The organism is Scytonema sp. UIC 10036, from assembly GCF_009725235.1.
Genome location: NZ_WJFC01000014.1, coordinates 39,125 through 66,102, shown reverse-complemented (window position 1 = coordinate 66,102; position 26,978 = coordinate 39,125). Strand labels below are relative to the sequence as shown.

Below are 26,978 nucleotides of genomic sequence, written 5' to 3'. Positions count from 1 at the left end.
AATGTCAATGTATGACTAAAAATAAATTTGTTTATGTAAATTATGCTAATAATTTAGTGGCTACTAACTTGTTGTATTGGCAAGATAAAATACAGGATTATTTGATTGAGTTTTATGGTGGTAATAGAAATAATGCTTTAGGAACTAAATTTGGAGATTGTGCAAATATATGTCTTGATTTATTAGAAGTCTCTGGAGATGAGCCAACCAATTTTAGAGGGGTAGTGAATAATGATATGCTTCAAGCTGGTGCAATTATTGAATACAGAATTGGGGAAATTTATTTGAATGAAGGACGACAACAGCATATATTATTAGATATTGTCTGCGCCGCACCTTGGAATTGTTTACCTAGAAGCGTATCTGAAACTTGTAGGGGAGCGGCTGAGTGGTTGATAGCTGATATTATTCAGGAAATGACCTCTGCTCCTAATGAAGTGAGTGGAATATTTAAAGTAGCAGCGATACCTAGATCTATTGAGTTTTATAGAAGGATTGGCTTCGAGGAGAACCCAGATGGTTCCAGGGAAATGATATTAACGGAGGAAAGAGCGCTACAATTTTTAGAGGAACATATCAGACGTTGGAGGTAAAAGTGATGCAGGAACAAGTTAAGAATCAAATTGAAGAAGCAGAAGAACTAGAAAGTAGTCCTTGTACTGGGAGAGAAATATCGGATGAAGAAGCATTACGAACGTTTGATTACTATTTAAGTGGTAAATACCTGATTAAGAACTTAGAAGTAGTGCAAAAAAGGAAACAAAAAACCTTAGAAGAACTTGCTCAATTAGAGGCAGCAGAAAAAAGAATTATAGAGAGAATACGAGAGCAAAAAATTCATCTTAATTCCGAGCAAAATCAGGAGTAATTTATAATGATAAAACTCCTTACTTTGTAGATGTTTCTTAAGCTAATAGGTACTCTATTTTCAAAAATTATGTCTGTCGCTAACAACCAAGGGTTTGCCGCCAAGAACGTTTATCCTTCAGAGAACGGGTTTAGCTTCGCACCCATTAAAATTTGGAAGCTAAAAATTAATATTTGCATCAATTTTAGATTTTAGGATTGGGGTGCGACGCAGGGAAAACGCATCTAAAATCAAGGCAGAGGAGGCAGGGGAAGCAGGGGAAGCTATTGAGGCAGGGAAGAGGGGAGAGGGGGAGCTCGCTCGGTAGAGGAAGCACGCGGAGCAGTCGGTCAACTGAGATCTTACACCTAATCGGTATCATCAATGGCTTAATCAAAAGCAGTGCAATAAAGCGGCAATGTTTTTCTTAGCTCTTAATTAGTAAAATAAGAGCCGAAGAAATAGTAGTGTATATCAAAACGACATTAAGTTTTCTTGGTGTCAGATTTGAGCCAAACTATGAATTAAGAGTCATAGACAGTGTTGAGAGCGCAGCCTGACAAATCTCACCTATATATGTGGATTCTAGACTTTTGTCCAAGTGCTTCATTGAAAGTAGGTAATTAAGGAGCCTTGTGGTACTATCAAGCCAAAATGGAGTACCTCTGGTTCAATTGGTATGAAAATTAAACCCAAAATAACAATTGCTGAGCACTTTGCTGATTTATCAGATCCAAGAAGAGATCGGACAAAGCGGCACTTGCTGATTGATATTATTACGATTGCTATTTGTGCTGTGATCTGTGGAGCTTCCTCGTTGGGTAGCAATAGAAACTTATGGAAAAGCCAAGCAGAAATGGTTGAAACAGTTTTTAGAGTTACCAAATGGTATACCCTTCGGGTTCGCCAGTTCCCTGCGGAGGGAGACCCTCCTTCAGGACTGGTCTCACCATCACATGATACTTTTGCGAGGTTGTTTTCTCGAATCAATCCACAAGAGTTCCAAGAATGTTTTTTCCAGTGGATTCAATCTATTAGTAAAACAACGGAATCAGAAATTATAGCAATTGACGGAAAAAGTTTAAAAGGCTCTTATGAGAAAGGAAAAGATAAAGCAGCTATCCATATGATTAATGCATGGGCAACGGCAAATCGATTAGTTTTAGGACAACGAAAAGTCGATAAAAAATCAAATGAAATCAAAGCAATTCCCGAACTGATTAAAATCTTAGATGTTGCTGGTTGTCTAGTAACAATTGATGCAATGGGGTGTCAGAAAAACATAGTGAAATTAATTACCGAGCAGCAAGGAGATTACGTGATTACGCTAAAAAAGAATCAAAAGAATCTGTATAAAAACGTAGAGCAAATATTTCAAGACGCCATCGCCAAAAAATTTGATGGATACAGCCATAGCAGTTATCATACCCGTGAAAAAAGTCATGGAAGAGAAGAAATACGGAATTATTTAATGTTGTCAAATATAGCGCAGCAGATAGACCCAAATCATCAATGGGTTAATTTAAATAGTATAGGGATGGTTGAATCAGTCAGAACTGTGGATGGTAAAACTACTGTGGAAACTCGTTATTATATTTGTAGTTTAAACAATGACGCCGAAAAATTAGGTAGAGCGATACGCAGTCATTGGGGAGTTGAAAATTCTCTCCACTGGGTGCTGGATGTTGCTTTTAGTGAGGACGACTGCCGAATTCGGAAAGATAATGCACCTGAGAATTTTGCTGTTCTTCGTCGGATAGCCATTAATCTTTTAGGTCAAGAAAAGAGCAAGAAGATAGGAATTAAAAATAAACAATTTTTAGCCGCAATGGACGACAACTACTTAAGTCAAGTTTTACAATTAGTTTCAAAATAATCAATTTTGTTGAATCAAGTTTCTGAAAATAAATTATACTAGTAATTGGTCATGTTTGTGAAGACTTGATGCTCGGAGTCTATCCTCAGAAAAAATTCTATAAAGATCTCAGGTATGATTCATACTATGAAGGTAAGGAAAATGACGCTTAGAACCGCTCAAAGACCATAAAGATTTAGGAATTTATAAAATTGCTTTTTCTGTAGCCATGGAAATTTTTGAGTTGTCTAAAAGATTTCCTGTGGATTATCTCCAATGAAATAATTAGATTCTATAACAACAACAACAAGAGCCGACAAACTTTATTGAAGTTTATTGTGTAAATTCTTTGCTGATTGTTTCTATATCATGTACAATATTTATATGAAAGTACAGAAAGGACAATTAGAAAACGGCAAAACAATTTGGTTGGTGTTGGATGATAACTATCTACCTGTTGAACCGATATCCAAATATTTACGCTATCTTGAAAGTCTGAGAAGATCGCCGAACACTATTGCTAGTTATGCACGAAACCTAAAACTCTACTGGGAGTATTTACAGCAAAGCTATTTAGACTGGAAAGAAGTTAATTTGTCGCAACTATCAGAGTTTATTCATTGGCTGAGAAATCCAAAACCAGGAACTATACCACTTCATCCACAACAGTCCAAAAGGTCAGAGAAAACTATTAACCATGCTTTAACTACTGTAGCCTCCTTCTATGAGTTCTACGAACGTTTAGGAAAGACTGAAGGGATAGAAGCCTATCGTTATGGAGTGAATTCGGTTCGTCAATACAAACCATTTTTACATCATATTAGCAAAGGAAAATTAGCCAAGACGAGATTATTAAAAGTTAAAGAGCCTAAAACCTTCCCTGGTTGTCTAAATGATGAACAAGTAAAGAATTTAATTAAGGCCTGTAATCACATGAGAGATAAATTCTTAATTTGCCTTCTCTATGAAACAGGAATGCGTATCGGAGAAGCATTAGGGTTAAGGCATGAAGATATGGCAACCGGAGGTAAAAATGAAATAAAAATCACAAATAGACTTGATAATTTCAACCAAGCTAAAGCCAAAAGTGGAAACAGAATAATTCATGTTAATAAAGAAGTCATGAGATTTTATTCTGATTATCTAATTGAAGAATATCCAGAAAATGTTGACTCAGATTATGTGTTTGTAAGTATTTGGAGTCAGAAAGTAGAACCAGGAACACCGCTTCAATATTCAGCAGTAGATAGTTTATTCCGTCGTCTTAGTAAAAAAACTAATATTTATGCCAGTGCTCACTTATTAAGACATAGCCACGCAACTAATTTAATTAGAGCCGGATGGGATATGAGCTATGTTCAAAAGCGATTGGGACATAGCGATATTCAAACTACTGTTAATACTTATGTTCATTTACTAGATGATGACTTGAAAACCGAGTACCAAAAATATTTAAAAAACCAAGAGCAGAACAAATGTCAGGCAACATAAACTATATTCAACCAACACAGCCATCATCTTCTCAGATTAAATGGTCAAGAATTAAGTACGTTGAAATGCAAGAGGAGTTAAAGGGTTATTGGGCAGATGATACATGGAATCCCAATGAGAATCCATTGAAAGGCTCTAATGATATCAGAGGAGTATATATTTATTTTGAAGGGTTGCCTAATATTCTGAAAACAGAAATTAAATATGCTTGCTATCAAAAGATAATCACAAAAGAATGGGGATGGGTTACTCTTCATCAAGCCAAAGCCACGAAAATTAATTATCTTATCAAATTTTTGCAAAATTGTGAAAATCTAGTCAGTTCAATCATTGAGTTAGAAGTCAAACAGTGGTCAGAACTATTGACCAGCTATCTCATCAGAAATCAAATTTTTTCTCAGAGAGAATACGAGATGATTACAAAAGAAAAAAAACGTAAAAAATATACAGCCAAAGATGAGACTATTTATACTTTCGGTGTTCTTTATCAAACCATCTTCGATTATTATGATGACAGAGATGAATATGATAAAGATATTTGGGATTTAAGAAAGTTAAATTTTCATCTAGACAATTTAGTAGATAAAAATAAATTTGATTTTACGCCGATTAAGCAAGATTGGTTACGGAACTCTTCTAAAAAATTCATCAAATATAAGTTAGCGCTTGTTTCTACTTCACTTTGTCGTTTCAGACTTTATGCCTTAGTTCAGTTCTCGGATTTTATTGAACAACAATATTCTTCGGTTGTGCCTTGCCAAATCAATCGCCATCTTGTTCTAGCTTTTTTGAGCTATTTAAAAAGTCAAAATTTCACAGATCAAACTCATCATAAAATTCTCACAAGTCTCAAAGACTTTTTGGAAATATGCTCTAGAGAAAAATGGCTCGATATAACTGGTATTCAGCTATTTTATCAAGATGATTTCCCCCGATACAATCGGAGTAGAACACCTAAATATATTCCCGAAAGTGTCATGGAAGCTATAAATAAAAACTTGGAGAAAATTCCCGAGCGAGTTGATCAAAGAATGTATTTAATTTTGATAAGTTGTGGAATGCGAATTAGTGAATTATGTAATCTTTCGATGAATTGTATTAAACAAGATAGTTCTGGGGATTTTTTTCTGCAATATTACCAAACCAAAATGAAGAAAGAAATTACTATTCCTATTACTCGTGAAGTTACTATCATAATTCAAGAACAACAACAGAAAACTAAAGAGAAATATGGTCAGGACGTTTGGTTTCTTTTTCCTTCACCAAGAAGAAAAGATAGAGCTAGGGGAAAACAAAGTTTTATCAAAAATATCAATCTACTTATAGTTGAAAATAATATCTGTGATGAGAACGGAAATCTCTGGCACTTTCATCCTCATCAATGTCGTCATACTGTAGGCACAAGCATGATTAATAATGGTGTTCCGCATCACATTGTTCAAAAATATTTAGGTCATGATTCTCCGACAATGACTCAAGTTTATGCTCACATTTATGACCAAACTTTGAAAAAAGAAATAGCTAAATATCATGATATTAGAGTAGTAAATGTTGCTGGTGAAGTTGTTGAATCTACAAATCCAGAAATAGACAATAATTTAGACTTACACATTCTTAAGAAAAAAGTATTAGCTCAATCTTTACCTAATGGTTCTTGTGCTAGACCAATTATATTAGGTGAATGCCCTCATGCTAATGCTTGCCTTACCTGTGGTGATTTTCGCACAACTATCGAGTTTTTAGAACAGCATAAAACCCAACTTGAATCCACCAAAAAAATTCTCAAAAATGCTGAAGAAAAAGATTGGCAACGTCATGCAGAAATGAATAAAAGAGTCAAGGATAATTTAGAAAAAATTCTTAATACATTGGAGTCTGGTAATCAGTAAATAGCCCCGATCGTCTGGTATAGAAGAATCATATGAATGGAAAAGAAAAAAGAATAGCTAAACTAAATGCAACGCAACAACAACGCAAACAAGATTGTATTGAGCGGACCGAACTCGCCATTCATAAACTGCTAAAGAATGATGAGCGCCTTTCTTTTGGCAATATTGCTAGGGAAGCAAATGTAAGTGTTAGTTATCTATATAAATATCCGGAAGTTAAAGACCGTATTCAAGAAATTCGGGATAAACAAGTTAAGCAAGCAAAAATCTTAACTCGTCCTCAAACTGCATCAGAAAAATCTAAACAAGTTATCATTCAACAGTTGCGCTCAAGAATTAAGATGATTGAATTTGAAAAAAAAGAGTTGAAGAGACAAAATGAACAAATGACTGGCGAGCTTTATCAACTAGGAATTAAACTAGATTTGTTAGACCGGATTCAACAAGAAAATATGAGACAGAAATCAGAAATTAAAATTCTGAACTTAGAACTGGAAAGAGTCAGAAATGAATTCCTAGCTTCTCAAACTAATTTGAGAGAAATTCCCCCGGAGACTCTTCTTATTAATCAAAAATTCCCGCCAAATTTTAGGGAGAGTGAAGTTGAGGAACAATTGCGGATGAAACTATCAAGTCTAGGAATTAAAATGAATGCTACACTTAAGAAAATTCTCGAATCTAAAACACAACTGGAAATTTTTAATGCTCTATTGGCCATCGAGGAATATTTAAAGAGTCAGCCAAAAATTCAATCAAAAGCTGGACTGTTCAGACAAGCATTAGAAGAAGGTTGGACACCAAATTTCACTGATTCTGAATAACTTCATCAAATTACTGATTCTTTCTCAAAGTGGTTTAAATTAGCTCAAGAACAAGGCTTAGTTTAAGCAAGTCAAGGCACTAAAGGGGGCATTTTAGTTTGAGAAATTACTGACGAATGGATACCTCTAGAAACAATAGTTTGAAAAGGACGGACGCTAGAATATTTATGGCAAAGAAGCAACCGTTAGTTATCGAGCGCACGATGGACTTTCATTATGTTGTAGAAGATATACACAACGTCAAACATATACAGGGTATACGTTGTAGACGTTGTAGACGAGATAAACTTGAAGAAAAATATGCTTTAACCGATCAAATTCGTCGTTGTTCACGCTCCGTTTGTGCTAATCTGGCAGAAGCTTGGAGGAAAAGGCGGTCTTGTTGCGGCTTTTATTGCAAAATTGAATGATTGTGAAGCTGAAGCTGCGGAAACACGCTCCTTGGATTGACTTTGCTATCAAATGTGGTTACATAGAAGTATCTACTGGACAAGAACTTTACGTCCGCTACAATCAAGTTTTGTCTGGTGAGCGTCAATATGATTAACAATCCATCCCCCTGGTTAATTAATCGTTGAACAGCTAAAGATATCATTTACATTCACTTCTGTAGTTGCTCTATATATGTTAGTTTTTGACAGGAACTTGCCTCAGAAGTTGGGAAAATTTAATTGAATTATTTAGCCAAAAAATGCTAACAGTTTCTTTATTTAATACTCCCTTTATCAGGCTGCTTTTAGTCCCTAAAATTCAGCAGTTGATGCCAATTTTATTAACTGTTATGGGTAATCACCACGACTCGAACTTAAATTTCTACACTTACCAGTTTCCCAACCTCCCCTGCCTCCCCTACCTCCCTGCTTCCCCTGCCTTTTTAGATGCGTTTGCCCTGGGGGTGCGACGTAAGAATCAGGCTTTGAGCTAGTACTTTGTTAGTACACCTTAACAGGGGTAGATGCTAAGGCTAAAGGTACAAGCACGATAAGCCGGGTACGGCGGCGCTGCCATGCGATCGCACAAATTTAAACAGCGATCGGCTAAATGTTTGGGGCAATATTCTTACATAGACTGGTGAGAAATTTGACACCTCAAGATGAGAGCTTATCTAGCTTGTGTAGGGCTAAGAAAATAGTAATAATTAATCTCAATAAGCTCCTGTTTAATTAATCATGACTATTACTATTTCCCAACAAGCGCACGAGGAACTCTTTCAAGAAGTCGATCAAAACCAACATCATGACCCCGACGATCAATTAGATGTGACCTGCAAGTTTCCCCAAACATTAGGAGAAGGATATCATCGGCGAATTGAATTGCGACAAGGTTTATTGTTGGAAATTGAGAGCTGTCAGCGCCCTGACAATTTAATCATACAAAGCATTGACCATCCACATCCCCTAGAGTTTTGGTTTATGCTTTCAGGACAGTGGAGGGAATTACTGAGATTACAGTCACAAATATTGATGCAAATACTGTACGAGTGACAGTGGTGGGAGAAAAGACTTTGCCTTTGAGTTGGATGTGATTGGCGAAATTTTGCCCGGTTGGAACATTATTGCAACCTATGCCTATATTGATGCCCGTGTCACGGAAGACAACACAATTCCCATTGGTAATCGATTGTCTAACTCAGCTCAACATACTGCCAGTCTTTGGACAACTTACCAAATTCAGAATGGCGGTTTGAAAGGTTTTGGAGGAGGACTTGGATTATTTTTTGTTGGAGATAGACCTGGGGATTCATTGAACACATTTGAATTGCCAAGCTACTTCAGAACAGATGCCACCATCTTCTACAAACGCGATACGTGGCGGGTTGCGCTCAATATCAGAAATCTCTTTGGCGTTGAATATTACGAGACATCTCAAAGTAGAAACATTATTTACCCTGATGCGCCATTCACAGTACAAGGAACCATTTCATACACGTTCTGATAACTCTAATGTTGTATAACATCACTAGATCGGGCATATTTATAGAGCAGCGATTTGAATGAACAACCGATGAGCAATGGGATCGATTGGCTGAAATGGTTTGTTTCAGTTCTAGGCAAAGTGCCAACGCCCCCAAAAATTAAAGATGAGCAGCTACACAAATGTGATATCGTAAAAAACAATTCGGTTCTAGTGGAGACCAGCCACTAGAGGTAACGGGGAAAGTTCGGTGCAAATCCGGCACTGTCCCGCAGCTGTAATAAAGGTTTTCCTTTTGAGTCAGAACGCCCACCGATTGGTTAACTTTTATTGATGCTCATCTACGAGGTATAGATGAAAATACAGCATATTATGTTTGTTTGTACCACTTGCGCCAGTGTATGGCAAGGTGGAAAGCGAGTTGGCGTAAGTGGTGGTGAAAAACTATTACAGCGATTGCAGGAATCGTTCTCTGATTGGGAATTGCACTCAGAGTTTGAAATTCAACCTGTAGAATGTATGAGCGCTTGCAATCGTTCTTGTGTTATTTCTTTTGCAGCAAGTCATAAATACACTTATCTTTTTGGTGATTTATCACCAGATTTACCTCTTTCAGCAATAGCAGGTGTGTTGGAGTGCGCTAGTAAGTATCATACTCATCCCCAGGGCTTGTTGCCTTGGGCAGAAAGACCAGAACCTCTCAAAAAAGGAATCTTGGCAAAAATTCCTCCCATTGCTATGGTAACAATTATCATCTCACAATTGGTGACTTTCACATCGGCACCCTCAATTTTTCTATAGTTCGTCGCTCAATGCACTCTCAGGGATTTATCTGAGTAAAAGTTTGGGCCAAATACCAATCTAGAGGCATTGGTGCTGAGTTACAGTCATTTTCAAGTCAATAGACCACAGTTGTAGGGGCGCTCTTAACACTGCGCTATGACAAACAGTGTAGTTCATTTAGGTGCAAACTGCTGTAATTTACCATGCCTCATGCCCCATTCCTGCTTTCTTGCTCTCGTCCCATTCCTTCAGGGTGGGATGAGCTTAACTCTTTAGTACAGAAAGTGGTTTCTAAAAAAGCTGAATCAGTGAGGAGAGAAATGAATACCTTGTGTGTTCTCAGTTGGAGAATTCAACTTATTGTGTCTATTGGAGTGACTTGGGGGATGTTTTGTAAGAGCGAGTGCGCGCTCGCACAACAAAACAAGCAACCAGTTCATAACACAACCATCACCCAAAGTACACCAGCGCCAACTAACGAACAAGAACCAGATATTGAACTGAATGTCACAGGAAAGGTATTGAATCAACCTGTATTTACACCCTTTCGTAGAGAAGGAACAGTCAAAGATTCTACTCGTCCAGTCTATGTCATTACAGGAGAAGAAATAGAAGCGCAGGGAGCGAAAACTGTCAGAGAAGCACTGCGATTTCTTCCAGGAATCTTACCTGATGGTACAGTCGGGACAGAGGTGAACGCATTAAGCGGTCAATTTATCCGGGGTTCCAACTCGGAACAAGTTTTGATTTTGCTAGATGGGAGACCAATTAACAATCTTGGAAGCGGTAGTTTTGACCTTTCAGAAATTACTAGCAACATTGTTGAAAGAATAGAAGTTTTACCGGGAGGAGGTTCTACCCTTTATGGTTCCTCCGCAATTGGAGGAGTTATCAACATCATCACTCGCCCTCCAACAGAGACACTCACAACACGAGGGGAAGTCACAGTTGGTGCGTATGGGCTTAATCAACAGACTATTCAAAATAGCAGGAAAGTAGGCAATATTGGATGGGTTGTGGGGTACAATCGCACCCAAGCTGATAACAATTATCTTTATTCGATTCCAGAAGCGAACTTTGAAGGCACTAGAAAAAATAATGAAGCTCTATACAATAACTTTAATGTTAAGTTAGAAGGAAATATAGGCGATCGCAATACCCTAACTCTGTCAACTCTGTACCTTTCAAAAGATCAAGGAGTTCCAGGAGGAGTTCCTATCCCTTTCCCAGTCTTTGGACAAGGTTATTTCAACTCCTTAACCGACAACAATCGGAAATACACAGATCAAGTTCTCACTGACTTAACCTGGGCTTCAAAACTGGGAGGAGGAAACGATTCCCTGCTGACAGCGAAATTTTACGCAGATTTTCTCAACACCCGTTCTGATAATCGTACTGGAACACTGAACGTTCAAAATCGGTTTGATAACGAGCAAAATTCTTACGGAATGCAAGTACAGCACAGTTGGAATTTTGCTAAAAATCAAGCATTGGTTTATGGCTTTGATTACCGCAGTGTATCAGCACGTAACAGCACCTTCACCTATTTCAACAACCAACAAACAGTTAGTTACGACGATAGTATTAATCAAGGAGCATTGTTTGCTAGATATGAAATAAATTTTACCCCAAGCTTCAGTATGAATTTTGGCATACGCCAAGATTTTAGCAGCTTAGTGAATGGCTCCTTCACATCTCCCAGTGTAGGCGCAAAACTAGCACTTACAGACTCTACCACCATAAGAGCCAACTACATCAGGAATTTTCGCGCACCTACCCTTTTTAACTTGTATGCTAGAGGTTCCACCTTTGTAGGTAATCCAAATTTAGAACCAGAGAAAGGAAACAGCTATGATATAGGAATTGACCAGAAACTTGGGAACTTCGGTCTATTGCGTTTAACCTTTTTTAACAATACAATATCAGACCTAATTGCCTATAACTTTGCTGTTCCCGTAGCTACATACGAGAATATTGGTTTAGTCCGCACCTTGGGAATTGAAGCAGTTTTGAACCTACAACTGGCAAAAAACCTATACGCTTTTGTGAACTACACGCTCAATGAACCTCGCATTTTAGAAAGTGTCAATCTTGACGAGGAAGACAATGAATTAAGATTTGCAGGTGCAGATAGTTTAAATTTCGGAGTTTCCTATGAAACACCCCAAGGATTATACGCAGGAATACTTATGCATTCCCTAGGTTCATATCCAACCAATAATACGAACACTGAATTTTTACCAGGGTATACAACTTTTGATTTTAAACTAAGAGTGCCTCTAAGTGATAAAATAGTAATCGCAGGTAGCGTAGACAATATCTTTAATCAAAGATATCAGTTATTTCCTGGATTTCCCGATGCAGGTAGAGTTTTTCAAGTAGGTATAAATTCGACTTTTTAGGTTAGTGGTTAGTTGTTAGTTGTTAGTTGTTAGTTGTTTAACTAAGAATCCAAAATCTCAAATCCAAAATCCAAAATCCCTATGACTGAATTCAATCCTTGGGTCAAACCATTAAATCGTGTTATCTCTGAACCTTCACCAACTGGAGGAAAGATAGAATATGAAGATTTTGATTGTAGTACTGATGTGCTTTCATCACTGTTATATACTCTGTTTCAGCAAAACTGGCATCAAGTAGGAGTAGGGCATATTGTACAAGGAAGTGTTTTAGAATTAGAATTTAATGCCCCTCCCAAACTTTGTATTCTCTATGATGGATATCTTACAGTCGCAGCAGAAGGTTGGCACTTGCACCTGTGTATTGAGGCAAATTTAGGAGGTCCCCATTGCAATACACCAGTAGAATTAAGGAAACAGCGCCAAGTCAGCCGTGCAGCTTTTTATCGTCGGTTTAACGAAGAGGGAAACCCTAGAAGTTGGGGAATACAATTTTGGAATGGAGATCGCGAGCAATTGATGACAATCTTATTACCCAATCCATTAGTGGAGGGAGAAAACTTATTACCAGAAGGTAAACCCGATCTATCTAAATTAGAATTGTATGAAGAGCTTCGGGATATTTATGTATTAGGAAATAAACCCCTACCATTTCACAAAAATCCCCTGAAACATTCTTACATATCGGTTTGTACCTCTAGTCGCTGTCTTCCTTCGCAAAAATGGCAACCTGTTTATGATGCATTAAAAGCAGCAGTTGATGAAGCAGGTTTAGAAGTGGAAGTCAGAACTTCTGGATGTTTGGAAGTTTGTAAACTTGGTCCTGTCGTATTTTACTCAGAGGATAGAACTTGGTATACTCGTGTCAATCCAGATATTGCTGAAAAAATTGTCAACGAGCATTTAGTTCAAGGAAATAAATTAACCCAACATTCTTACCCACCCGGATCAAATGCATGATAGGTGCAAGATTTCTCAAATCTAAAACCCTAATCCTCTTGTGCCAGATAGTCTTAATTGCTGTTTTGATTATAGCTTGTCACAAGTCAAACACAGTAAGTGATACTAATCAATTGACTGATGGCACAATTTTCTCTTCCAATACCAATGTTCTCCAAGGATGTGTTCAAAACTATAAACCAACAATCAATTACTTTCCAGAAAAAGCGAGTGTGAAATATGCCAAGGGGTTTGTAGTAGAATATCGCGATAATTACAAAGTTATTACAATCAAAAATCCTTGGCGAAATGCTGACGTGACATTTCAATATGTTCTTGTTCAATGCGGTACACCAATACCAGAAGAATATAAAGAAACACAAATTATTCAAATCCCAATAAACACAATGGTCTCGCTGTCAACAACTCACTTACCCCATTTGGATAAATTAGGAGTTGTAGATAAACTTCTTGGATTCAGCGACATCAGTAAAGTGAATACTGCTAGTGTTGTTCAGAAAATAAAAGCCAGTCAAATTGCCTCAGTAGGAAATAATGCTAATATCAATATAGAAAAAATATTAGATTTAAATCCCGACTTAGTGACAACGTATGGAGTCGGTAATCCAGAATTTGATAGTTACCCCAAATTACTAGAAGCAGGTTTAAAAGTGGCTCTTAACGCCGAATACATGGAATCCTCTCCATTAGGACAAGCGGAATGGCTAAAGTTTACTGCCTTATTTTTTAACCGTGAAGCCAAAGCCGAAAAAATATTCAACGAAGTAGCAAAACAATATCAAACAATCTCCACCAAAGCAAAAGCTGTTAAAAATCGTCCAACCGTATTCGTAGGATTTAACTCAAAAGGAACTTGGTATATGCCAGGAGGTAACAGTTATGTTGCCCAATATTTAGCTGATGCAGGCGCAAACTATGTGTGGAAAGATAATAAATCATCAGGTTCTCTACCATTATCCTTTGAAGAAGTCTTTGAACGTGGTGCCAATGCTGATTACTGGTTAAACGGTAGCCAATATTGGAAAACACGAAAAGACTTACTGGCAGACGATAACCGCTATGCTACTTTTAAAGCAGTAAAAAACGGAAACCTTTATAACAACAACGCTCGTCTTAACTCCAGTAATGGCAATGACTGCTGGGAAAGCGGCATTAGCAACCCCCATCTCATCCTATCCGATATAATTAAAATTCTGCATCCGGAAATCCTTCCCGCTCACAAGCTAACATACTATCGTAAACTTTCCTAAGTTCCAAAACTCTCCTTCTTACCTTCTTTCTTTGCGTACTTCGCACCTTTGCGGTTTATATAATTAAAATGCCATTTTTAAAAACCTCCAAAAATCTCCCCATACCACTACTCCTCTTCTCCACATTACTTTTAACCCTCATTCTCGCCTTCCTGCTCGATATAGCCCTAGGTTCAGTTCAAATCCCCCTCAATCAAGTCATCACAATCCTACTAGGACAACAACCAGAAAAAACCACATGGACTAGCATCATTCTCAAATTTCGCTTACCAAAAGCATTGACTGCAATCCTTGCAGGTGGAGCATTAGGAGTCAGTGGCTTGCAAATGCAAACCTTATTTAGAAATCCTCTAGCCGGACCATTCATCTTAGGAATTAGTTCGGGAGCAAGTTTAGGAGTCGCATTAGTTGTCCTCACAGCTACCGCCACAGGTATACCAACACTATTAAAAGATTTAGGCATAATTGGCGACTTTGGTTTAGTCATCTCAGCCAGTCTTGGTGCAGCATCAGTTTTAGGAATGATGTTACTGGTTGCTCGCCGAGTCCGCGACACAATGACACTGTTGATTTTAGGTTTATTATTTGGCTACGCTACTAGTGCCATTGTTAGTATTTTACTAAATTTTAGTTCCCAAGAACGCATTCAAACTTATCTTATCTGGACTTTTGGCAGTTTTGCGGGGGTAACTTGGACACAAATGATTATTTTAGCTCCTGTCATACTTTTGGGTTTGCTGATGGCGCTCTTGCTATCAAAACCACTCAATGCATTGTTACTTGGAGAATCTTATGCACGCAGTATGGGGTTAACAGTACAAAAAGCCAGATTTTTAATTATTACTAGTGCTTCTGTCTTAGCAGGAGCAATCACTGCTTTTTGCGGTCCCATCGCCTTTTTGGGTGTCGCAATTCCCCACTTATGTCGCAGTTTGTTTAATACTTCAGATCATCGCATATTAATTCCAGCAGTTACAATGATGGGTGCTATTCTAGCATTAATTGCAGATTTGATTTCCCAACTTCCGGGAAGTCAAATTGTTCTACCATTAAATGCTATCACTGCCTTAATAGGAACTCCTGTGGTTACCTGGGTCATTTTAAAACGCAATTCGCAAAAATCTTTTCCCACATGAGTGATGCAATTCTCACAACCCACAACCTGACTATTGGTTACAAAACATCCCAGACAACTTTACGAAAAGTTGCATCCAGTATTGACCTATCACTCCAAGCTGGAGAACTCGTCTGTTTGCTCGGTCCCAATGGAGCGGGTAAGTCAACCTTACTACGGACGCTTGCTGGCATGCAACCCCCTCTTCAAGGGGAAGTGCAACTGTTAGGAGAAAATGTTTATAAATTACCACCGCAAGAATTAGCAAAACGTCTCAGCTTGGTGCTGACTGAGAAGATAGATGTAGGAATGCTATCAGCATACACCTTTGTGACTTTAGGACGCTATCCCTACACGGATTGGTGGGGAAAGTTAACACCGCAAGATGAAGAAATTGTCACTTGGGCAATAAAATCTGTCGGTGCCACACACTTAGCGCAACGCCATGTTAGCGAACTTAGTGACGGAGAAAGACAAAAAATTGCGATCGCACGCGCTTTAGCACAATCACCTGTTGTCATGCTACTTGATGAGCCAACAGCATTTTTAGATTTACCCAGACGTGTGGAAATTATGCAATTGCTGCGCCAGATTGCTTGGAAAAATCACCAAGCAATTCTCTTATCCACCCACGATCTCAATCTCGCTTTACGTTTAGCAGACAAAATTTGGTTATTAGCCAGCAATGGAACTTTGCACGTTGGCGCACCGGAAGATTTAGTTTTGAGCGGTGCATTTGCCGAAACTTTCCGCAGTGAAGGAGTGGAATTTGATATTACTTCTGGAGAGTTTCATCTTAATACAGCAGTACGGGGTGCAGTAGATTTGGTGGGTGACGGTGTAGAAGCGTTATGGACAAAACGCGCTTTGGAAAGAGTGGGATTTCTTGTTCAGACTGAGAGCAAATCCTCTCCCATCTGCATAGAAGTGATATCTACAAAAGAACAAGTTGTTTGGCAGGTTATACGCGATCGCGAAATACTTTTGTACTATGAGGTAGAAAAACTCATTCAATTCTTGAATCAATTTTTGCCGATGTAGCGCTCGCTACTTTAAAGGCTTAGTTATAACAGACCGAAAAAGCTACCCCAATACTCCATACCAAAGCAACAATGAACACTGAGGTGCTAAAATGACTCAACAGTTATAAGGAAATGTATTTTAATGACCTCTATCTTACATCCCCTACGGATTGGCAAACACGTTGCCCGCTATCCCATTGTTCAAGGTGCAATGGCAGTACAGGTATCTGGCGCAAAGCTTGCAGCAGCAGTTGCCAACGCAGGTGGAGTAGGTGCGATCGCCTCGCTGGGACTGGGGTTGCATTCTCCCTACTTTCGTCAACGCAAACGAGGGAACTTTTTTGAAGCCAATCGACTTGCTTTGATAGATGAACTGACCAAAGCCCGCACCCTTAGCCCAAATGGAGCGATCGGGGTTAATATTCTTGTTGCCACCAAAGATTATCCCGTGTTGGCTCAGACAGCTGCTGCTCATGGAGCCAATTTTATTATTACTGGAGCTGGAGTGCCTCTGACTTTACCGATGTACACAGCAGACTATCCCGATGTGGCATTAGTGCCAAGCATCTCCGACTTGCTGTCAGCCCAAACCATCTGCGAAAGTTGGCAACGTCAATACAATCGACTACCCGATGCCTTGATTGTCGAAAATTGTCAGATGGTTGGGGGGCATTTCACGCAGTGCGAACACGTAAACACTCCAGAATTCTCGACAGAGTCTCTCATTTCTCAGCTGCGAGACTATTTGGAACAAAAGCTAGGTGTCATAATTCCGTTGATTGTTACGGGAGGCATTTGGGATCGAAGCGATATCGATCGCATATTGGCAATTGGAGCAGATGGCGTCCAAATCGGTACTCGCTTCATTACCACAGAAGAATGCGATGCTGACCAACGTTATAAAGAGTGCCATCTCAAAGCCTGTCCAGAAGATATTGTGACTGTGCCCAGCCCTGTAGGAAAACCCAGTCGTGCTTTACGCAATCCCTTTGCACAGCAGGCAATAGCTGGCTCATCAACAGCATTAGAACGGCGATGTGTAGCTAATTGCTTAGAAGCGTGCTTGTGTCGAGACACTGGAAAAACTTATTGTCTTCTCCAAGCGCTAGCTAAAGCTGCATCTGGAGACGTAGAACACGGTCTAATTTTTTCTGGAGCTAATGTTAAGTACACTGAACGTATCATGTCCGTCGCAGAACTGATGGCAGTGTTAACCCAACCTTAGAAGGCAATGCTCTCAAATGTCCATAATAAGAAAGTGCTAGAGTTATAAATCAAAGGTCGAATAATGGGGCAGATTTGAGCTACGCAGACTTGAGAGCAGCTTTACTACATCATGCCAACTTAGATGGAGCAAAGCTATTTCTTAGTTGTGAGGCTTGTATTTCATGCTTCATCTCTAACTATTTTGCTGTTGCGCTTCGTCATCTCAAAATCTAATTCATCCCCAGCGCTTTTAGCAATAACATCTGGTCTTCTAACTTAGCTTGAAAACGCCCATTTTCAATATCACGAATCCAACTCTGACTTTTACCTGTTAGTTGTGCCAAGTCTCTTTGGCTCAACCCCAATTTTTTTCTTGCTTCAGAAATATATTCAGTAGAGAGAGTTATTTGCGGTTTTAACTGTGTTTTGCGGTTAGTTGTTTTCTGTTTCTTCTTAGACTTTGCAAGTTGTTTTTTCCACTCTGGTGGCATTTCAAAATATAAGATGCGGGCATTCATCAATCGATTCCACTTACCACGAGGAGCCGCATCGGTCAATCGGGTGTCATGACTGCCATCATCAATCCAGAATTCCACAGCTGCTTCCCCGTCTTCTGGAATATCAACTAGCTTAGCCCATAAAGGTTGAATTTCCAATGGATAGGTCACTGGATCGAATATAGGTTTGAATCCATAATGATTGAGTACCTCTAAATCGCTTTCAAATATTTTTAGCAGACGTTGGCGATTCTCCGGTTGCAAAGATACTTGGCTAAATTTTTCCTCCCCATAAGCAACTTTCATGAGAGTGGGGATCGTCACCCGCTGTTCTCTACCCATTTTGGTTTTAAATAACAACCACAGCATCATCCGAGCTGCACCCTCATGCTTCTGCCAAATACTCATGACCGCACTTAGTAAGGCTTTGGGTAAAGTACCATATTGGTAGAAAGCAGTACGCTCCTTGCACCCTTGCCGATTGAGAAAATACTGCGCCCACCGACCTGCTTTAATTTTGAAAGTCAAACCCACCAGATGTTTGCAGCCCATCTCATCTTCTTGAAAGTGGTGCTGAATGTCCAATAAATGCCATATACGACTTTTTTCAAGGCAGACCCCCTCGATCTTTCCTTTTGGAGGCAAATGAATAGAAGCTATAAATCGGCAGGGTTGTTGAGCAAGTTCTTTAATGAGAGCTAACTTAATAGGTTTGCTCAAGTCCGTGCGCTTGTCCAATCCCAGATATTCCTCAATTTGTCGGTCGTTGATGATGAACTCTTTTTCCCAAGGCTTATCTAGGTTAGTAACATGAGCAGCATATAGCAAGTGTACGCAAGCCGATCTCATATCAAATGTCTCGATCGCAGAGAAAACCTTTTCCCCTTTCAGTGCAACGGGCGGCTCCAAACCTACACTGTCTGTAACTTGGAAGGCGATCGTTCCCTTACCTCCATGAATTTGCCTTTGATAATGCAGCTTTCCAAAAGCATCTATTTTCCAGGGAAGAGATTGTCGCTGTGCTAAAACGTTACACAATTCCCAAATGACAATCGCTGAAGCAAAAGGATGGCTTTTCCCGTCAAGAAAAAGCTCCTGGATGGGAACATTTCTCTCATCAACCTTGTATCTACCCTTTTTGGTTTGACAAGGAACTGGAGAATTGACAGGACACAAAACTACACACTGCGGCGCAACATAATGTTGACAATTATCACACAAACTAGGGTCAATCCAGTATTCGCCTTCGATAATTTTAATGGCACCTGTAGGGCACTCAGGAAGGCAGTTATGACACTGAATACAGCGCTGAGTAATAGCGTAAGGCATAGTCGTGTAGGAGTGATTTTCACCTTTGAAATGCTAACTAAAGCTGTATATACCTACAAGCTTCAGCTTCCATTGATTCCTCACCATATCAAAGTTAGTGCAGTTATACCATCTTTGACTTTCTGCGGTACATTCGCATCTCTCAGACATAAGAGAGTTTTATCGCGATCGCAAGTCCAAAATACCCTTAAACAAGCGTCCATATCTCAATCACCTTGGTAAATGCACCCCCTGTATTAACTTATCTTTAGATTGTTTGGCTTTGTCACGCCGACCTACTCGTTGTGCTGAGAGCCGCACTCTTCTAAATTTTTCTTAGTAATTTTTTTAACCGGAAAATTATGAGGCTTTTGTTCAATTTGAACTATTAAATGAAATCTTAATATTTCTGGCAAAATTATTATACAAAGTATTTCGCCTTAAGAGGATGTTTGAAAAGTGATTGGCTGTGATTTTAATCACATTATTACCCCCCTTAGTCTAGCCCTGTCAAGGTCACTCATAAAATTTGGCTTCTGGCAGCAATTCCTCATCTTCACTCTCTGCGTTCTCTGTGTCCTCTGCGGTTCAAAAGTTATTTATTTAACCGCTAAGGTGCAGAGTACGCAGAGGTAAGAGGTGAGAGGTGAGGTAAAACAATCGGAATTGATCGTTGCTAAGTAAGTGGGCGTAAATAACGATTGTTGGTTTGTAGTGGCGATGCATGCGAAGACAGCGCTACTAAGAACCAAATATACAGATTTTACTTTTCGTTACATAGTTTGGTTTTTTCTCGCCAACTGACTTAACTGAACTATATTGCTGTTGGTGCTAACAACGTCAATAAAATACTAGTACCCCAAAGGCAAAAAATTTTGCAGTCCTTATCCTTTAAGGATTCTAACAGTTGAGTACACGCTTAAATATGTGCTACTGAAAGATGAAGTAACTGATATAACGCTGTTGATACACAAAGTGCTAACAAGAAGGTTCGTGCAGTAAATATTACTAGAGCGCATTAGTACCAAGATGAAACCTAAACTCTTGAATTTTCTGACAGTTTGTTTGTTAACCTTAGTCGTGCTTTCTCCAGCTATAGGAGTCGTCGGCTTGGTTTGGAAGCACCATCTCGATTTTATGACGACACAACATTTACTGTATGCAGTTAACGATAGCCAGCAATTAACGACTCATGAGGACAATACAGTTATCTGTCTTTCATTATGGTTGATGTTTTTTTCCCCTATTGGTTTTGGTTTGGGAATTGCTTTGTACGACAGATATGTTGTTTATCGTACTAGTGTGCTGCAAAGACAAGTCGAAATGTTGGAAAGACTGTGGGAGCGAAATACTTATCCAGAGGAAATTATTTTATGAAAGAAATTCCCCTTGGGATCTTCACCTTAATTGCTGGCATTTTAATTACTCTTATCAGCGTGTGGGTAGGGCAACATCATTCTCTTCTGCCAGAGCAAGCTTCTGCACAAGCGCCTTTAGTAGACAATTTCTTTAACGTTATGGTCGCCATTGGTACTGCTTTGTTCTTGGTAGTACAAGGGGCAATTCTAATTTCTATCATTCAATTTCGCCGTCGTCGCGGAGATAACGGTGATGGGCTGCCAATTGAAGGCAACTTTCCTCTAGAGGTTTTGTGGACTATCATACCAGGAATCATTGTTATCGGACTGGGGATATATAGTGTCGATGTTTACACTGAAATGGGAGGAATTGATGCGATCGCCCATCATGGGATCGCCCACCAGTCAACAGCACAACCCAACTCCAGCCCAATTGGTATTGGTTCTATACCTGCTAACGAAGGCAAGGCACCATCTCTAGTCGTGAACGTCAGCGGAATGCAGTATGCTTGGCTGTTCAACTATCCCGATAGCAATATCATTGCTGGCGAATTGCACGTTCCAGTCGGACAAGACGTACTGCTTAACATTTCTGCAAATGATGTGATCCACTCGTTTTGGGTTCCACAGTTCCGGTTGAAGCAAGATGCAATTCCCGGTCAAGCCACACAGTTACGGTTCACCGCAACAAAAACCGGAGAATACCCAATAGTTTGTACCGAACTTTGTGGCGGCTATCACGGCAGTATGCGTTCTTCTGTAATCGTCCACACGCCGGAAGAGTTCGATCGCTGGCTGGAAGAAAACCGCGTAGCCCAGCAGCCAGAAATGGATCGAACCGTTGCAGTCAATCCTTAGCCTGTTTTCATCGATGATACCAACTTCGGATAGGTATTCTTGTTCAATCCAAAATCTAAAATCTAAAATCCAAAATTGGTATGACACAGTTAGAAACTTCACCAGCAACAGAAGTCGTTACCCATCACGAACTACCCAAGAGTTGGAAATGGTACGACTACTTCACCTTTAACATCGATCACAAAGTTATTGGTATCCAATATCTGGTTACAGCCTTTGTGTTTTATCTGATTGGGGGATTGATGGCAATGGCCATCCGAATCGAATTATATACGCCAGATTCAGATGTCCTCGACCCCAATCTCTATAATGCTTTCATGACCAATCACGGCACAATCATGATTTTTCTTTGGATTGTCCCATCTGCCATTGGCGGATTTGGCAACTTCTTAGTGCCATTGATGATTGGAGCGCGAGATATGGCGTTTCCCAAACTCAATGCGATCGCTTTTTGGCTCAATCCTCCGGCTGGAGCGTTATTGCTAGCAAGTTTCTTGTTTGGCGGTTCCCAAAGTGGCTGGACTGCTTACCCGCCCTTGAGCTTAATTACAGCAAATACAGCCCAGTCAATGTGGATTCTCAGCATTGTGTTGGTAGGGACTTCCTCAATTTTGGGGTCGTTAAACTTTGTTGTTACGATTTTGAAGCTGAAAGTTCCCAGTATGAAGTGGACTCAAATACCACTATTCTGTTGGGCAATCCTGGCAACTTCAGTCCTAGCCCTGCTTTCCACCCCAGTGCTCGCAGCCGGATTGGTGCTGTTGTTATTTGACATCAACTTTGGCACTTCTTTCTTTAAACCTGATGCCGGGGGAAATGTGGTGCTTTACCAACACTTGTTCTGGTTTTATTCCCACCCCGCAGTCTATTTAATGATATTACCGATCTTCGGCATTATGTCCGAGGTGATTCCGGTTCACGCCCGCAAGCCGATTTTTGGCTATAAAGCGATCGCCTATTCCAGCTTAGCAATCTGCGTTATCGGTTTATTTGTCTGGGTACACCATATGTTTACCAGTGGAACACCTGCTTGGATGCGGATGTTCTTCACTATCTCCACCCTCATTGTTGCCGTTCCTACGGGGGTAAAAATTTTTGGTTGGGTAGCTACACTTTGGGGTGGCAAAATCCGCTTCACCAGTGCCATGTTGTTTGCTATTGGCTTGCTGTCAATGTTTGTCGTTGGCGGACTGAGCGGCGTGACATTGGGTACGGCTCCTTTCGATCTCCACGTTCACGATACCTATTATGTAGTTGGTCACTTCCACTACGTCTTGTTTGGCGGTTCTGTATTTGGTATCTATGCCGGAATTTATCATTGGTTTCCCAAGATGACGGGACGTATGTTCAATGAAACTTGGGGACGGGTTCACTTTGCCCTGACCTTTATCGGCACTCACCTCACCTTCCTACCAATGCACCAACTGGGATTGCAGGGAATGCCGAGACGAGTTGCAATGTATGACCCTCAGTTTGCTGGTATCAATCATATTTGTACCTTTGGAGCAATTATTTTAGGAGTCTCTGTAATACCATTCTTTATCAACGCTGTCTGGAGTTGGTTGTATGGCCCCAAAGCAACAGATAACCCTTGGGATGCACTGACTTTAGAGTGGACAACCAGTTCTCCACCCGCAATTGAAAACTGGGCAGTACTCCCTGTAGTCACTCACGGTCCCTACGAATACGGTAAAAGCGATGAAGTTAGCGAAATAGCCGTCCCTGTTGGTTCGTAGTTGCGCTTAAGCGCATACATGGCAACTTTTTTACTCCTGTCCCACCCAAAGATTACCTAACTAAAAACCGTAGAGGACGCTGAGGCGAGAGACAAAAAACATTGGTAATCGTGTGGTGGGAATGGAGAAAGCATAATCTATCCTTCATTTAGAAATTGGAACTTATGCAGGATTCAACTTTTAACACGCCAGAAATAGCATTTGATTCAGTAGCCTCCCATGAAGAACATCCAGACTTGCGAGTGTTTGGGTTGCTAACTTTTTTGGTTTCCGAGTCCTTGATGTTTGGTGGTTTTTTTGCCACTTACCTATTTTTACGCGGTGCTACCGCAGTTTGGCCTCCTGAAGGGACAGAAGTAGAATTACTTGTACCTACCATTAATACAGTCATCCTGGTTTCTAGCAGTTTTGTCATCCACTTAGGTGATACAGCGATTAAGAAGAACAATATCGCCGGAATGCGATTGTGGTATGGTATCACTGCTTTGATGGGAGCTATTTTCCTTGCAGGTCAGGTCTATGAGTATCTGACACTGGGATATGGGTTAACAACTAACGTGTTTGCCAACTGCTTTTACTTGATGACAGGTTTTCATGGTTTGCACGTATTTGTAGGGTTATTGTTGATACTAGGAGTGTTGTGGCGATCGCGCCGTTTCGGTCATTACTCTGCCACTAAACACACTGGCATTGAAATGGCAGAAATCTACTGGCACTTTGTAGACATCATCTGGATTGTCCTATTTACCCTGCTGTATATTCTGACTCTGTTTTAGCTCCAAATAAAAAAGTAATCAACAAAATTTATTTCTTGGAAGTTTTTCAAAGCCAAGAGAGTTCAATTGTACACTCATACCGTCAGTTTACCTACTCCCCTCGAATTAAATATTGACTTAACTGACGAGTGATCCACCACATTAATTTCGATGGGTAAGTAAACCGATCCCCTCCTCTCGTTCCCAGGTTCTACCTGGGAATGCAGACAGCGAGGCTCTGCCTCGCATTTGGGAGGCGGAGCCTCTACTAAGGCATTCCCAGGCGGAGCCTGGGAACGAGGTGGCTGCCCATCAAAACTTATGTGGTGAACCACGAGCAATTTTTTCAACTTTGTCAAAATAACCGTGACTTGAGATTCGAGCGGAAAGCTACAGGGGAAGGAAAAAACACGCGCCAAAATGAGGGAATATATAGATAATGGCGCAAGACTGGGATGGTTAATTAATCGCCAACAGCAGCTCTTAGAAATTTATCGTCCTCATCAAGAAGTTGAAATTTTACAAAGTCCACAAACTTTATTGGGAGAGGATGTTTTACCTGGTTTTGTTTTGGATTTGGCCCAAATCTGGTGAATGGCTTTACATTATTGTGGTTGCAGGATATTAATAATACTAATCCAGTTATCACCACTTGACCCATTTCCACTAGGGATTTCGGGTACACCGGGCCAGATATGGTTTCCATCAAGTGCATGAACTGTGTTAACAGTTAGTTGATTGTTTTCTTGCCTAATAACGTACATCTTTTCTCCATTAATTAAGCGCCATCTCAGGTTATCCTTTTCTTTAAAAAGAAGAGCTTTGTGGGAAATGGAAATACCTTGTTCCATCAAATGCTGGCGGAAATTCTCTGGAATTATACCATCATTAAGTTTCTTGGTGTCATTCAGATTTGGGATAATAAGTAGAATTTCTTCATTCAAGATGAACTCACCATGTAGTATGACTTTCAACTGAGAGAAAGTATGTTTCGTAAAAACTTCTTTTGTAGACCAATCTTGAGGCAGAATCAAACGAACAGCATTAGTAAAGTCTTGATTATTCGCTCTCTCAACTTCTGTAATTAAATTAAATTCGTTACTGACAATATCGTTACCAATGAACCAACGAATAGACTTTATTTCCCTCTTTTTAACTTCCACTGGTTCAATATTTACTGGTAACAGATAAGACTCTATGCCACCTGTTGGGGTAATTTTTTGTGCTGAAAGTAACAGACTACGCTGGTGCAGACTATCAACTCGTACTGCTTTTTGGAACTCAATCACCAATCCTAATTGAGTTAATAAATTTTTTAAATCTTGTGACTTAACATCAAAGATTTGGTCTGGTGCTGTGGTTTCTCCCTCTCCCTGTTCTCCTAAGTTGCTGACTTCAAACACTTGATCGTGATGCCAACTAGCGTTAATAACACGATTCAATTCAAATTTAGTCTGATTGCTCACCTTCTGTCGGCAATCATAAGCTTCTACTTGATTTGAATCAACTGAAATAATTGCCAGTGGGGCATAATAATGAGCTACTCCATGAGGTTTTTGAGCATCTGGTATTAGTTTATCTCCATCTTTTATTTTAGGCCATTCTACATCTCCTGTGGCAGTACGGACGGGAATCAGCCAATAGTCACCTACCTGATAAAAGCCTTCTGAAAATTGAACCTCAACACCATCTTTTAGTGCAATCCACTCATCTTTTCCGTTCTGTGGTTCTACAGAAATTTCACGGGAATCCCATCGGCGTAGTAGAGGACGCTGTTCCGAGCCAACTGCATTCCAACAATGGAGCCGAGAGTCTATTTTCTCAGAATTTACTTCTAACGAGAGTGTAACTTGGTTTTCTATCGGGTCAACTTTATCAACTTTGAACAGTTTTCTAGGAACATCATGAAGTACATAATTATCGTATACAATCTCTACCCAATCTCCTAGCGATAAACTGAAGCGATCGCCGCATTTTAGATATTCAAGTGTGAGCGTTATGGTTGAGTCTGTGAGACTTGAAAATGCCACAATAGGAAAAACAACTGAGCTATTATCCCGCGACCAAACAAATGTAACCTTACAATTGTTACCAGTGCGGTAAACATCAAAAACCTCTACTCTATAAAGTTGATTTTCTGCTCCACGATATTTGGAATGAAAAGGCATGATACAAGAATCCTTTGAGCTAGGAGTCAAGAGTTTTGTTGTTCTGGCTCTCAACACTCCATTTCCTGGCTTCAAATGGTCTTGACCTAACAAATTCCGGAAAAAATTATAGTTCCTTTTAACTTGATTCCCAATGATTTTTATATTGTTATCATCGTCAAGTTTTTTCAGCATTACTTGCCATACTAGCTTTGAGCGAGTTGCCGTATCTACACCACCTAAAGCAACTTCACGAATCCCTGCTTTTAACTCATCATAATCTTCAACGTGAGTGATGTGCCTTTCCCAAACGTCTAGATAAGCAAGATAATTAATAGCTTTTTCTTTGATTTCACGGGGACCTAAACTAAGATTAGGGGTAAAGTTTGGTTGCTTGGCAAAGGGTATGTAGTTGTTATTTTCACACAGTATACCTTCTACATAGTAGTTCCCTTTTCCAATGAGAAAACCTTCGGAACGCAATTGTTCTTTTAATGTTGCTTTTTCCCCATCGCTCAAATTTTTGAGGTTATCAATCTGTTCTTCAGTAGCGATAAACTCAAAGCCGCAATTATCTTCTGAACCCCCATGCAGTCCAATGATGTCCTTCGCTAAGGTTTGTATGCGATCTAATAAAATAGATACCTGTTCGTTCCAGTCAGCATCGAGTTGAACTCGTCCTTGCTGCATGAGTACTCGTAAGAACTGCTTGCTCTTATCGTAGGTGTTACGGGTAAAATCCCCTCTAAATTCGCCTTGCATATTATC

Annotated in this window: 21 protein-coding genes, 4 pseudogenes and 1 riboswitch; of the genes and pseudogenes, 22 read left to right on the top strand and 3 right to left on the bottom strand. The window is 39.8% G+C overall.

Annotated elements, in window-relative coordinates:
* Window positions 1–11 precede the first annotated feature (11 nt).
* From F7734_RS09095 to F7734_RS66005, 17 genes and pseudogenes are all read left to right on the top strand, one after another.
* On the top strand, window positions 12–593 hold the full coding sequence (locus F7734_RS09095) for a hypothetical protein (protein WP_155744363.1): 582 nt from the start codon (window positions 12–14) through the stop codon (window positions 591–593).
* A gap of 5 nt (window positions 594–598) precedes the next feature.
* The gene (locus F7734_RS09090; protein WP_155744362.1) at window positions 599–868 is read left to right on the top strand and encodes a hypothetical protein; all 270 of its coding nucleotides are present in this window, start codon (window positions 599–601) and stop codon (window positions 866–868) included.
* 658 nt (window positions 869–1,526) lie between these two features.
* Window positions 1,527–2,723: an ISAs1 family transposase gene (locus F7734_RS09085; protein ID WP_243146768.1), complete on the top strand. Its 1,197-nt coding sequence runs from the start codon at window positions 1,527–1,529 to the stop codon at window positions 2,721–2,723.
* Window positions 2,724–3,086: 363 nt separating this feature from the next.
* The gene (locus F7734_RS09080) at window positions 3,087–4,193 is read left to right on the top strand and encodes a tyrosine-type recombinase/integrase (RefSeq protein ID WP_155744361.1); all 1,107 of its coding nucleotides are present in this window, start codon (window positions 3,087–3,089) and stop codon (window positions 4,191–4,193) included.
* Window positions 4,178–6,082 (top strand): site-specific integrase, encoded by a 1,905-nt coding sequence (locus F7734_RS09075; RefSeq protein ID WP_155744360.1) that lies wholly within the window; start codon window positions 4,178–4,180, stop codon window positions 6,080–6,082. Before F7734_RS09080 ends, F7734_RS09075 begins: the two co-directional genes overlap by 16 nt.
* A 32-nt stretch (window positions 6,083–6,114) precedes the next feature.
* A complete protein-coding gene (locus F7734_RS09070) occupies window positions 6,115–6,903 on the top strand; it encodes a DUF6262 family protein (protein WP_155744359.1) in 789 nt (262 codons plus the stop codon).
* A 230-nt stretch (window positions 6,904–7,133) separates the two neighbouring features.
* Window positions 7,134–7,481: pseudogene (locus tag F7734_RS09065) on the top strand (four helix bundle protein).
* Window positions 7,482–8,072: 591 nt separating this feature from the next.
* Complete coding sequence (locus F7734_RS09060) at window positions 8,073–8,387, top strand: hypothetical protein (RefSeq protein WP_155744358.1); 315 nt, start codon at window positions 8,073–8,075, stop codon at window positions 8,385–8,387.
* Between the two features lie 28 nt (window positions 8,388–8,415).
* A pseudogene (locus tag F7734_RS09055) lies at window positions 8,416–8,838 on the top strand (TonB-dependent receptor); the annotation flags it as partial.
* 167 nt (window positions 8,839–9,005) lie between these two features.
* Window positions 9,006–9,149: riboswitch (cobalamin riboswitch) on the top strand.
* A 22-nt stretch (window positions 9,150–9,171) separates the two neighbouring features.
* Complete coding sequence (locus tag F7734_RS09050) at window positions 9,172–9,618, top strand: DUF1636 domain-containing protein (RefSeq protein ID WP_155744356.1); 447 nt, start codon at window positions 9,172–9,174, stop codon at window positions 9,616–9,618.
* 302 nt (window positions 9,619–9,920) lie between these two features.
* The gene (locus tag F7734_RS09045; protein WP_155744404.1) at window positions 9,921–12,002 is read left to right on the top strand and encodes a TonB-dependent receptor; all 2,082 of its coding nucleotides are present in this window, start codon (window positions 9,921–9,923) and stop codon (window positions 12,000–12,002) included.
* 81 nt (window positions 12,003–12,083) lie between these two features.
* Complete coding sequence (locus F7734_RS09040; RefSeq protein WP_155744355.1) at window positions 12,084–12,959, top strand: (2Fe-2S) ferredoxin domain-containing protein; 876 nt, start codon at window positions 12,084–12,086, stop codon at window positions 12,957–12,959.
* On the top strand, window positions 12,956–14,209 hold the full coding sequence (locus F7734_RS09035; RefSeq protein ID WP_155744354.1) for an ABC transporter substrate-binding protein: 1,254 nt from the start codon (window positions 12,956–12,958) through the stop codon (window positions 14,207–14,209). The genes F7734_RS09040 and F7734_RS09035 overlap by 4 nt, the downstream gene beginning before the upstream one ends.
* A gap of 68 nt (window positions 14,210–14,277) precedes the next feature.
* On the top strand, window positions 14,278–15,345 hold the full coding sequence (locus F7734_RS09030) for an iron ABC transporter permease (protein WP_155744353.1): 1,068 nt from the start codon (window positions 14,278–14,280) through the stop codon (window positions 15,343–15,345).
* Window positions 15,342–16,364: an ABC transporter ATP-binding protein gene (locus F7734_RS09025; protein ID WP_155744352.1), complete on the top strand. Its 1,023-nt coding sequence runs from the start codon at window positions 15,342–15,344 to the stop codon at window positions 16,362–16,364. Before F7734_RS09030 ends, F7734_RS09025 begins: the two co-directional genes overlap by 4 nt.
* Window positions 16,365–16,487: 123 nt before the next feature.
* Window positions 16,488–17,570: a nitronate monooxygenase family protein gene (locus F7734_RS09020; RefSeq protein WP_155744351.1), complete on the top strand. Its 1,083-nt coding sequence runs from the start codon at window positions 16,488–16,490 to the stop codon at window positions 17,568–17,570.
* A 65-nt stretch (window positions 17,571–17,635) separates the two neighbouring features.
* Window positions 17,636–17,707, top strand: a pseudogene (locus F7734_RS66005) (pentapeptide repeat-containing protein); the annotation flags it as partial.
* Between the two features lie 74 nt (window positions 17,708–17,781).
* On the opposite strand, the gene F7734_RS09010 reads toward F7734_RS66005, so the two are convergent.
* Window positions 17,782–19,377: a helix-turn-helix domain-containing protein gene (locus F7734_RS09010; RefSeq protein ID WP_155744350.1), complete on the bottom strand. Its 1,596-nt coding sequence runs from the start codon at window positions 19,375–19,377 to the stop codon at window positions 17,782–17,784.
* 80 nt (window positions 19,378–19,457) lie between these two features.
* On the bottom strand, window positions 19,458–19,580 hold the full coding sequence (locus tag F7734_RS65140) for a hypothetical protein (protein WP_279239682.1): 123 nt from the start codon (window positions 19,578–19,580) through the stop codon (window positions 19,458–19,460).
* 805 nt (window positions 19,581–20,385) lie between these two features.
* On the opposite strand from F7734_RS65140, the gene F7734_RS09005 reads away from it, so the two are divergent.
* The 5 genes and pseudogenes from F7734_RS09005 to F7734_RS63225 form a co-directional block, all read left to right on the top strand.
* The gene (locus F7734_RS09005; protein ID WP_155744349.1) at window positions 20,386–20,733 is read left to right on the top strand and encodes a hypothetical protein; all 348 of its coding nucleotides are present in this window, start codon (window positions 20,386–20,388) and stop codon (window positions 20,731–20,733) included.
* Window positions 20,730–21,572: a cytochrome c oxidase subunit II gene (coxB, locus tag F7734_RS09000; protein WP_155744348.1), complete on the top strand. Its 843-nt coding sequence runs from the start codon at window positions 20,730–20,732 to the stop codon at window positions 21,570–21,572. Before F7734_RS09005 ends, coxB begins: the two co-directional genes overlap by 4 nt.
* 80 nt (window positions 21,573–21,652) lie before the next feature.
* Window positions 21,653–23,308 (top strand): cytochrome c oxidase subunit I, encoded by a 1,656-nt coding sequence (gene ctaD, locus F7734_RS08995; RefSeq protein WP_155744347.1) that lies wholly within the window; start codon window positions 21,653–21,655, stop codon window positions 23,306–23,308.
* Between the two features lie 164 nt (window positions 23,309–23,472).
* Window positions 23,473–24,084 carry a heme-copper oxidase subunit III gene (locus F7734_RS08990; protein ID WP_155744346.1) on the top strand — a complete coding sequence of 204 codons (612 nt, stop codon included), beginning with the start codon at window positions 23,473–23,475 and terminating at the stop codon, window positions 24,082–24,084.
* Between the two features lie 384 nt (window positions 24,085–24,468).
* Window positions 24,469–24,657: pseudogene (locus F7734_RS63225) on the top strand (Uma2 family endonuclease); the annotation flags it as partial.
* Window positions 24,658–24,668: 11 nt separating this feature from the next.
* On the opposite strand, the gene F7734_RS08980 reads toward F7734_RS63225, so the two are convergent.
* Entirely contained in the window at window positions 24,669–26,972 is a 2,304-nt protein-coding gene (locus F7734_RS08980; protein ID WP_155744345.1) for a DUF6519 domain-containing protein, read from the bottom strand.
* Window positions 26,973–26,978: the final 6 nt, after the last annotated feature.

What these genes read in the sequence shown, in the direction of transcription:
- F7734_RS09095 (WP_155744363.1), top strand. Translation starts at nt 12, where the DNA reads ATGACTAAAAATAAATTTGTTTATGTAAATTATGCTAATAATTTAGTG.
- F7734_RS09090 (WP_155744362.1), top strand. Translation starts at nt 599, where the DNA reads ATGCAGGAACAAGTTAAGAATCAAATTGAAGAAGCAGAAGAACTAGAA.
- F7734_RS09085 (WP_243146768.1), top strand. Translation starts at nt 1,527, where the DNA reads ATGAAAATTAAACCCAAAATAACAATTGCTGAGCACTTTGCTGATTTA.
- F7734_RS09080 (WP_155744361.1), top strand. Translation starts at nt 3,087, where the DNA reads ATGAAAGTACAGAAAGGACAATTAGAAAACGGCAAAACAATTTGGTTG.
- F7734_RS09075 (WP_155744360.1), top strand. Translation starts at nt 4,178, where the DNA reads ATGTCAGGCAACATAAACTATATTCAACCAACACAGCCATCATCTTCT.
- F7734_RS09070 (WP_155744359.1), top strand. Translation starts at nt 6,115, where the DNA reads ATGAATGGAAAAGAAAAAAGAATAGCTAAACTAAATGCAACGCAACAA.
- F7734_RS09060 (WP_155744358.1), top strand. Translation starts at nt 8,073, where the DNA reads ATGACTATTACTATTTCCCAACAAGCGCACGAGGAACTCTTTCAAGAA.
- F7734_RS09050 (WP_155744356.1), top strand. Translation starts at nt 9,172, where the DNA reads ATGAAAATACAGCATATTATGTTTGTTTGTACCACTTGCGCCAGTGTA.
- F7734_RS09045 (WP_155744404.1), top strand. Translation starts at nt 9,921, where the DNA reads ATGAATACCTTGTGTGTTCTCAGTTGGAGAATTCAACTTATTGTGTCT.
- F7734_RS09040 (WP_155744355.1), top strand. Translation starts at nt 12,084, where the DNA reads ATGACTGAATTCAATCCTTGGGTCAAACCATTAAATCGTGTTATCTCT.
- F7734_RS09035 (WP_155744354.1), top strand. Translation starts at nt 12,956, where the DNA reads ATGATAGGTGCAAGATTTCTCAAATCTAAAACCCTAATCCTCTTGTGC.
- F7734_RS09030 (WP_155744353.1), top strand. Translation starts at nt 14,278, where the DNA reads ATGCCATTTTTAAAAACCTCCAAAAATCTCCCCATACCACTACTCCTC.
- F7734_RS09025 (WP_155744352.1), top strand. Translation starts at nt 15,342, where the DNA reads ATGAGTGATGCAATTCTCACAACCCACAACCTGACTATTGGTTACAAA.
- F7734_RS09020 (WP_155744351.1), top strand. Translation starts at nt 16,488, where the DNA reads ATGACCTCTATCTTACATCCCCTACGGATTGGCAAACACGTTGCCCGC.
- F7734_RS09010 (WP_155744350.1), bottom strand. Translation starts at nt 19,377, where the DNA reads ATGCCTTACGCTATTACTCAGCGCTGTATTCAGTGTCATAACTGCCTT.
- F7734_RS65140 (WP_279239682.1), bottom strand. Translation starts at nt 19,580, where the DNA reads ATGGACGCTTGTTTAAGGGTATTTTGGACTTGCGATCGCGATAAAACT.
- F7734_RS09005 (WP_155744349.1), top strand. Translation starts at nt 20,386, where the DNA reads ATGAAACCTAAACTCTTGAATTTTCTGACAGTTTGTTTGTTAACCTTA.
- coxB (WP_155744348.1), top strand. Translation starts at nt 20,730, where the DNA reads ATGAAAGAAATTCCCCTTGGGATCTTCACCTTAATTGCTGGCATTTTA.
- ctaD (WP_155744347.1), top strand. Translation starts at nt 21,653, where the DNA reads ATGACACAGTTAGAAACTTCACCAGCAACAGAAGTCGTTACCCATCAC.
- F7734_RS08990 (WP_155744346.1), top strand. Translation starts at nt 23,473, where the DNA reads ATGCAGGATTCAACTTTTAACACGCCAGAAATAGCATTTGATTCAGTA.
- F7734_RS08980 (WP_155744345.1), bottom strand. Translation starts at nt 26,972, where the DNA reads ATGCAAGGCGAATTTAGAGGGGATTTTACCCGTAACACCTACGATAAG.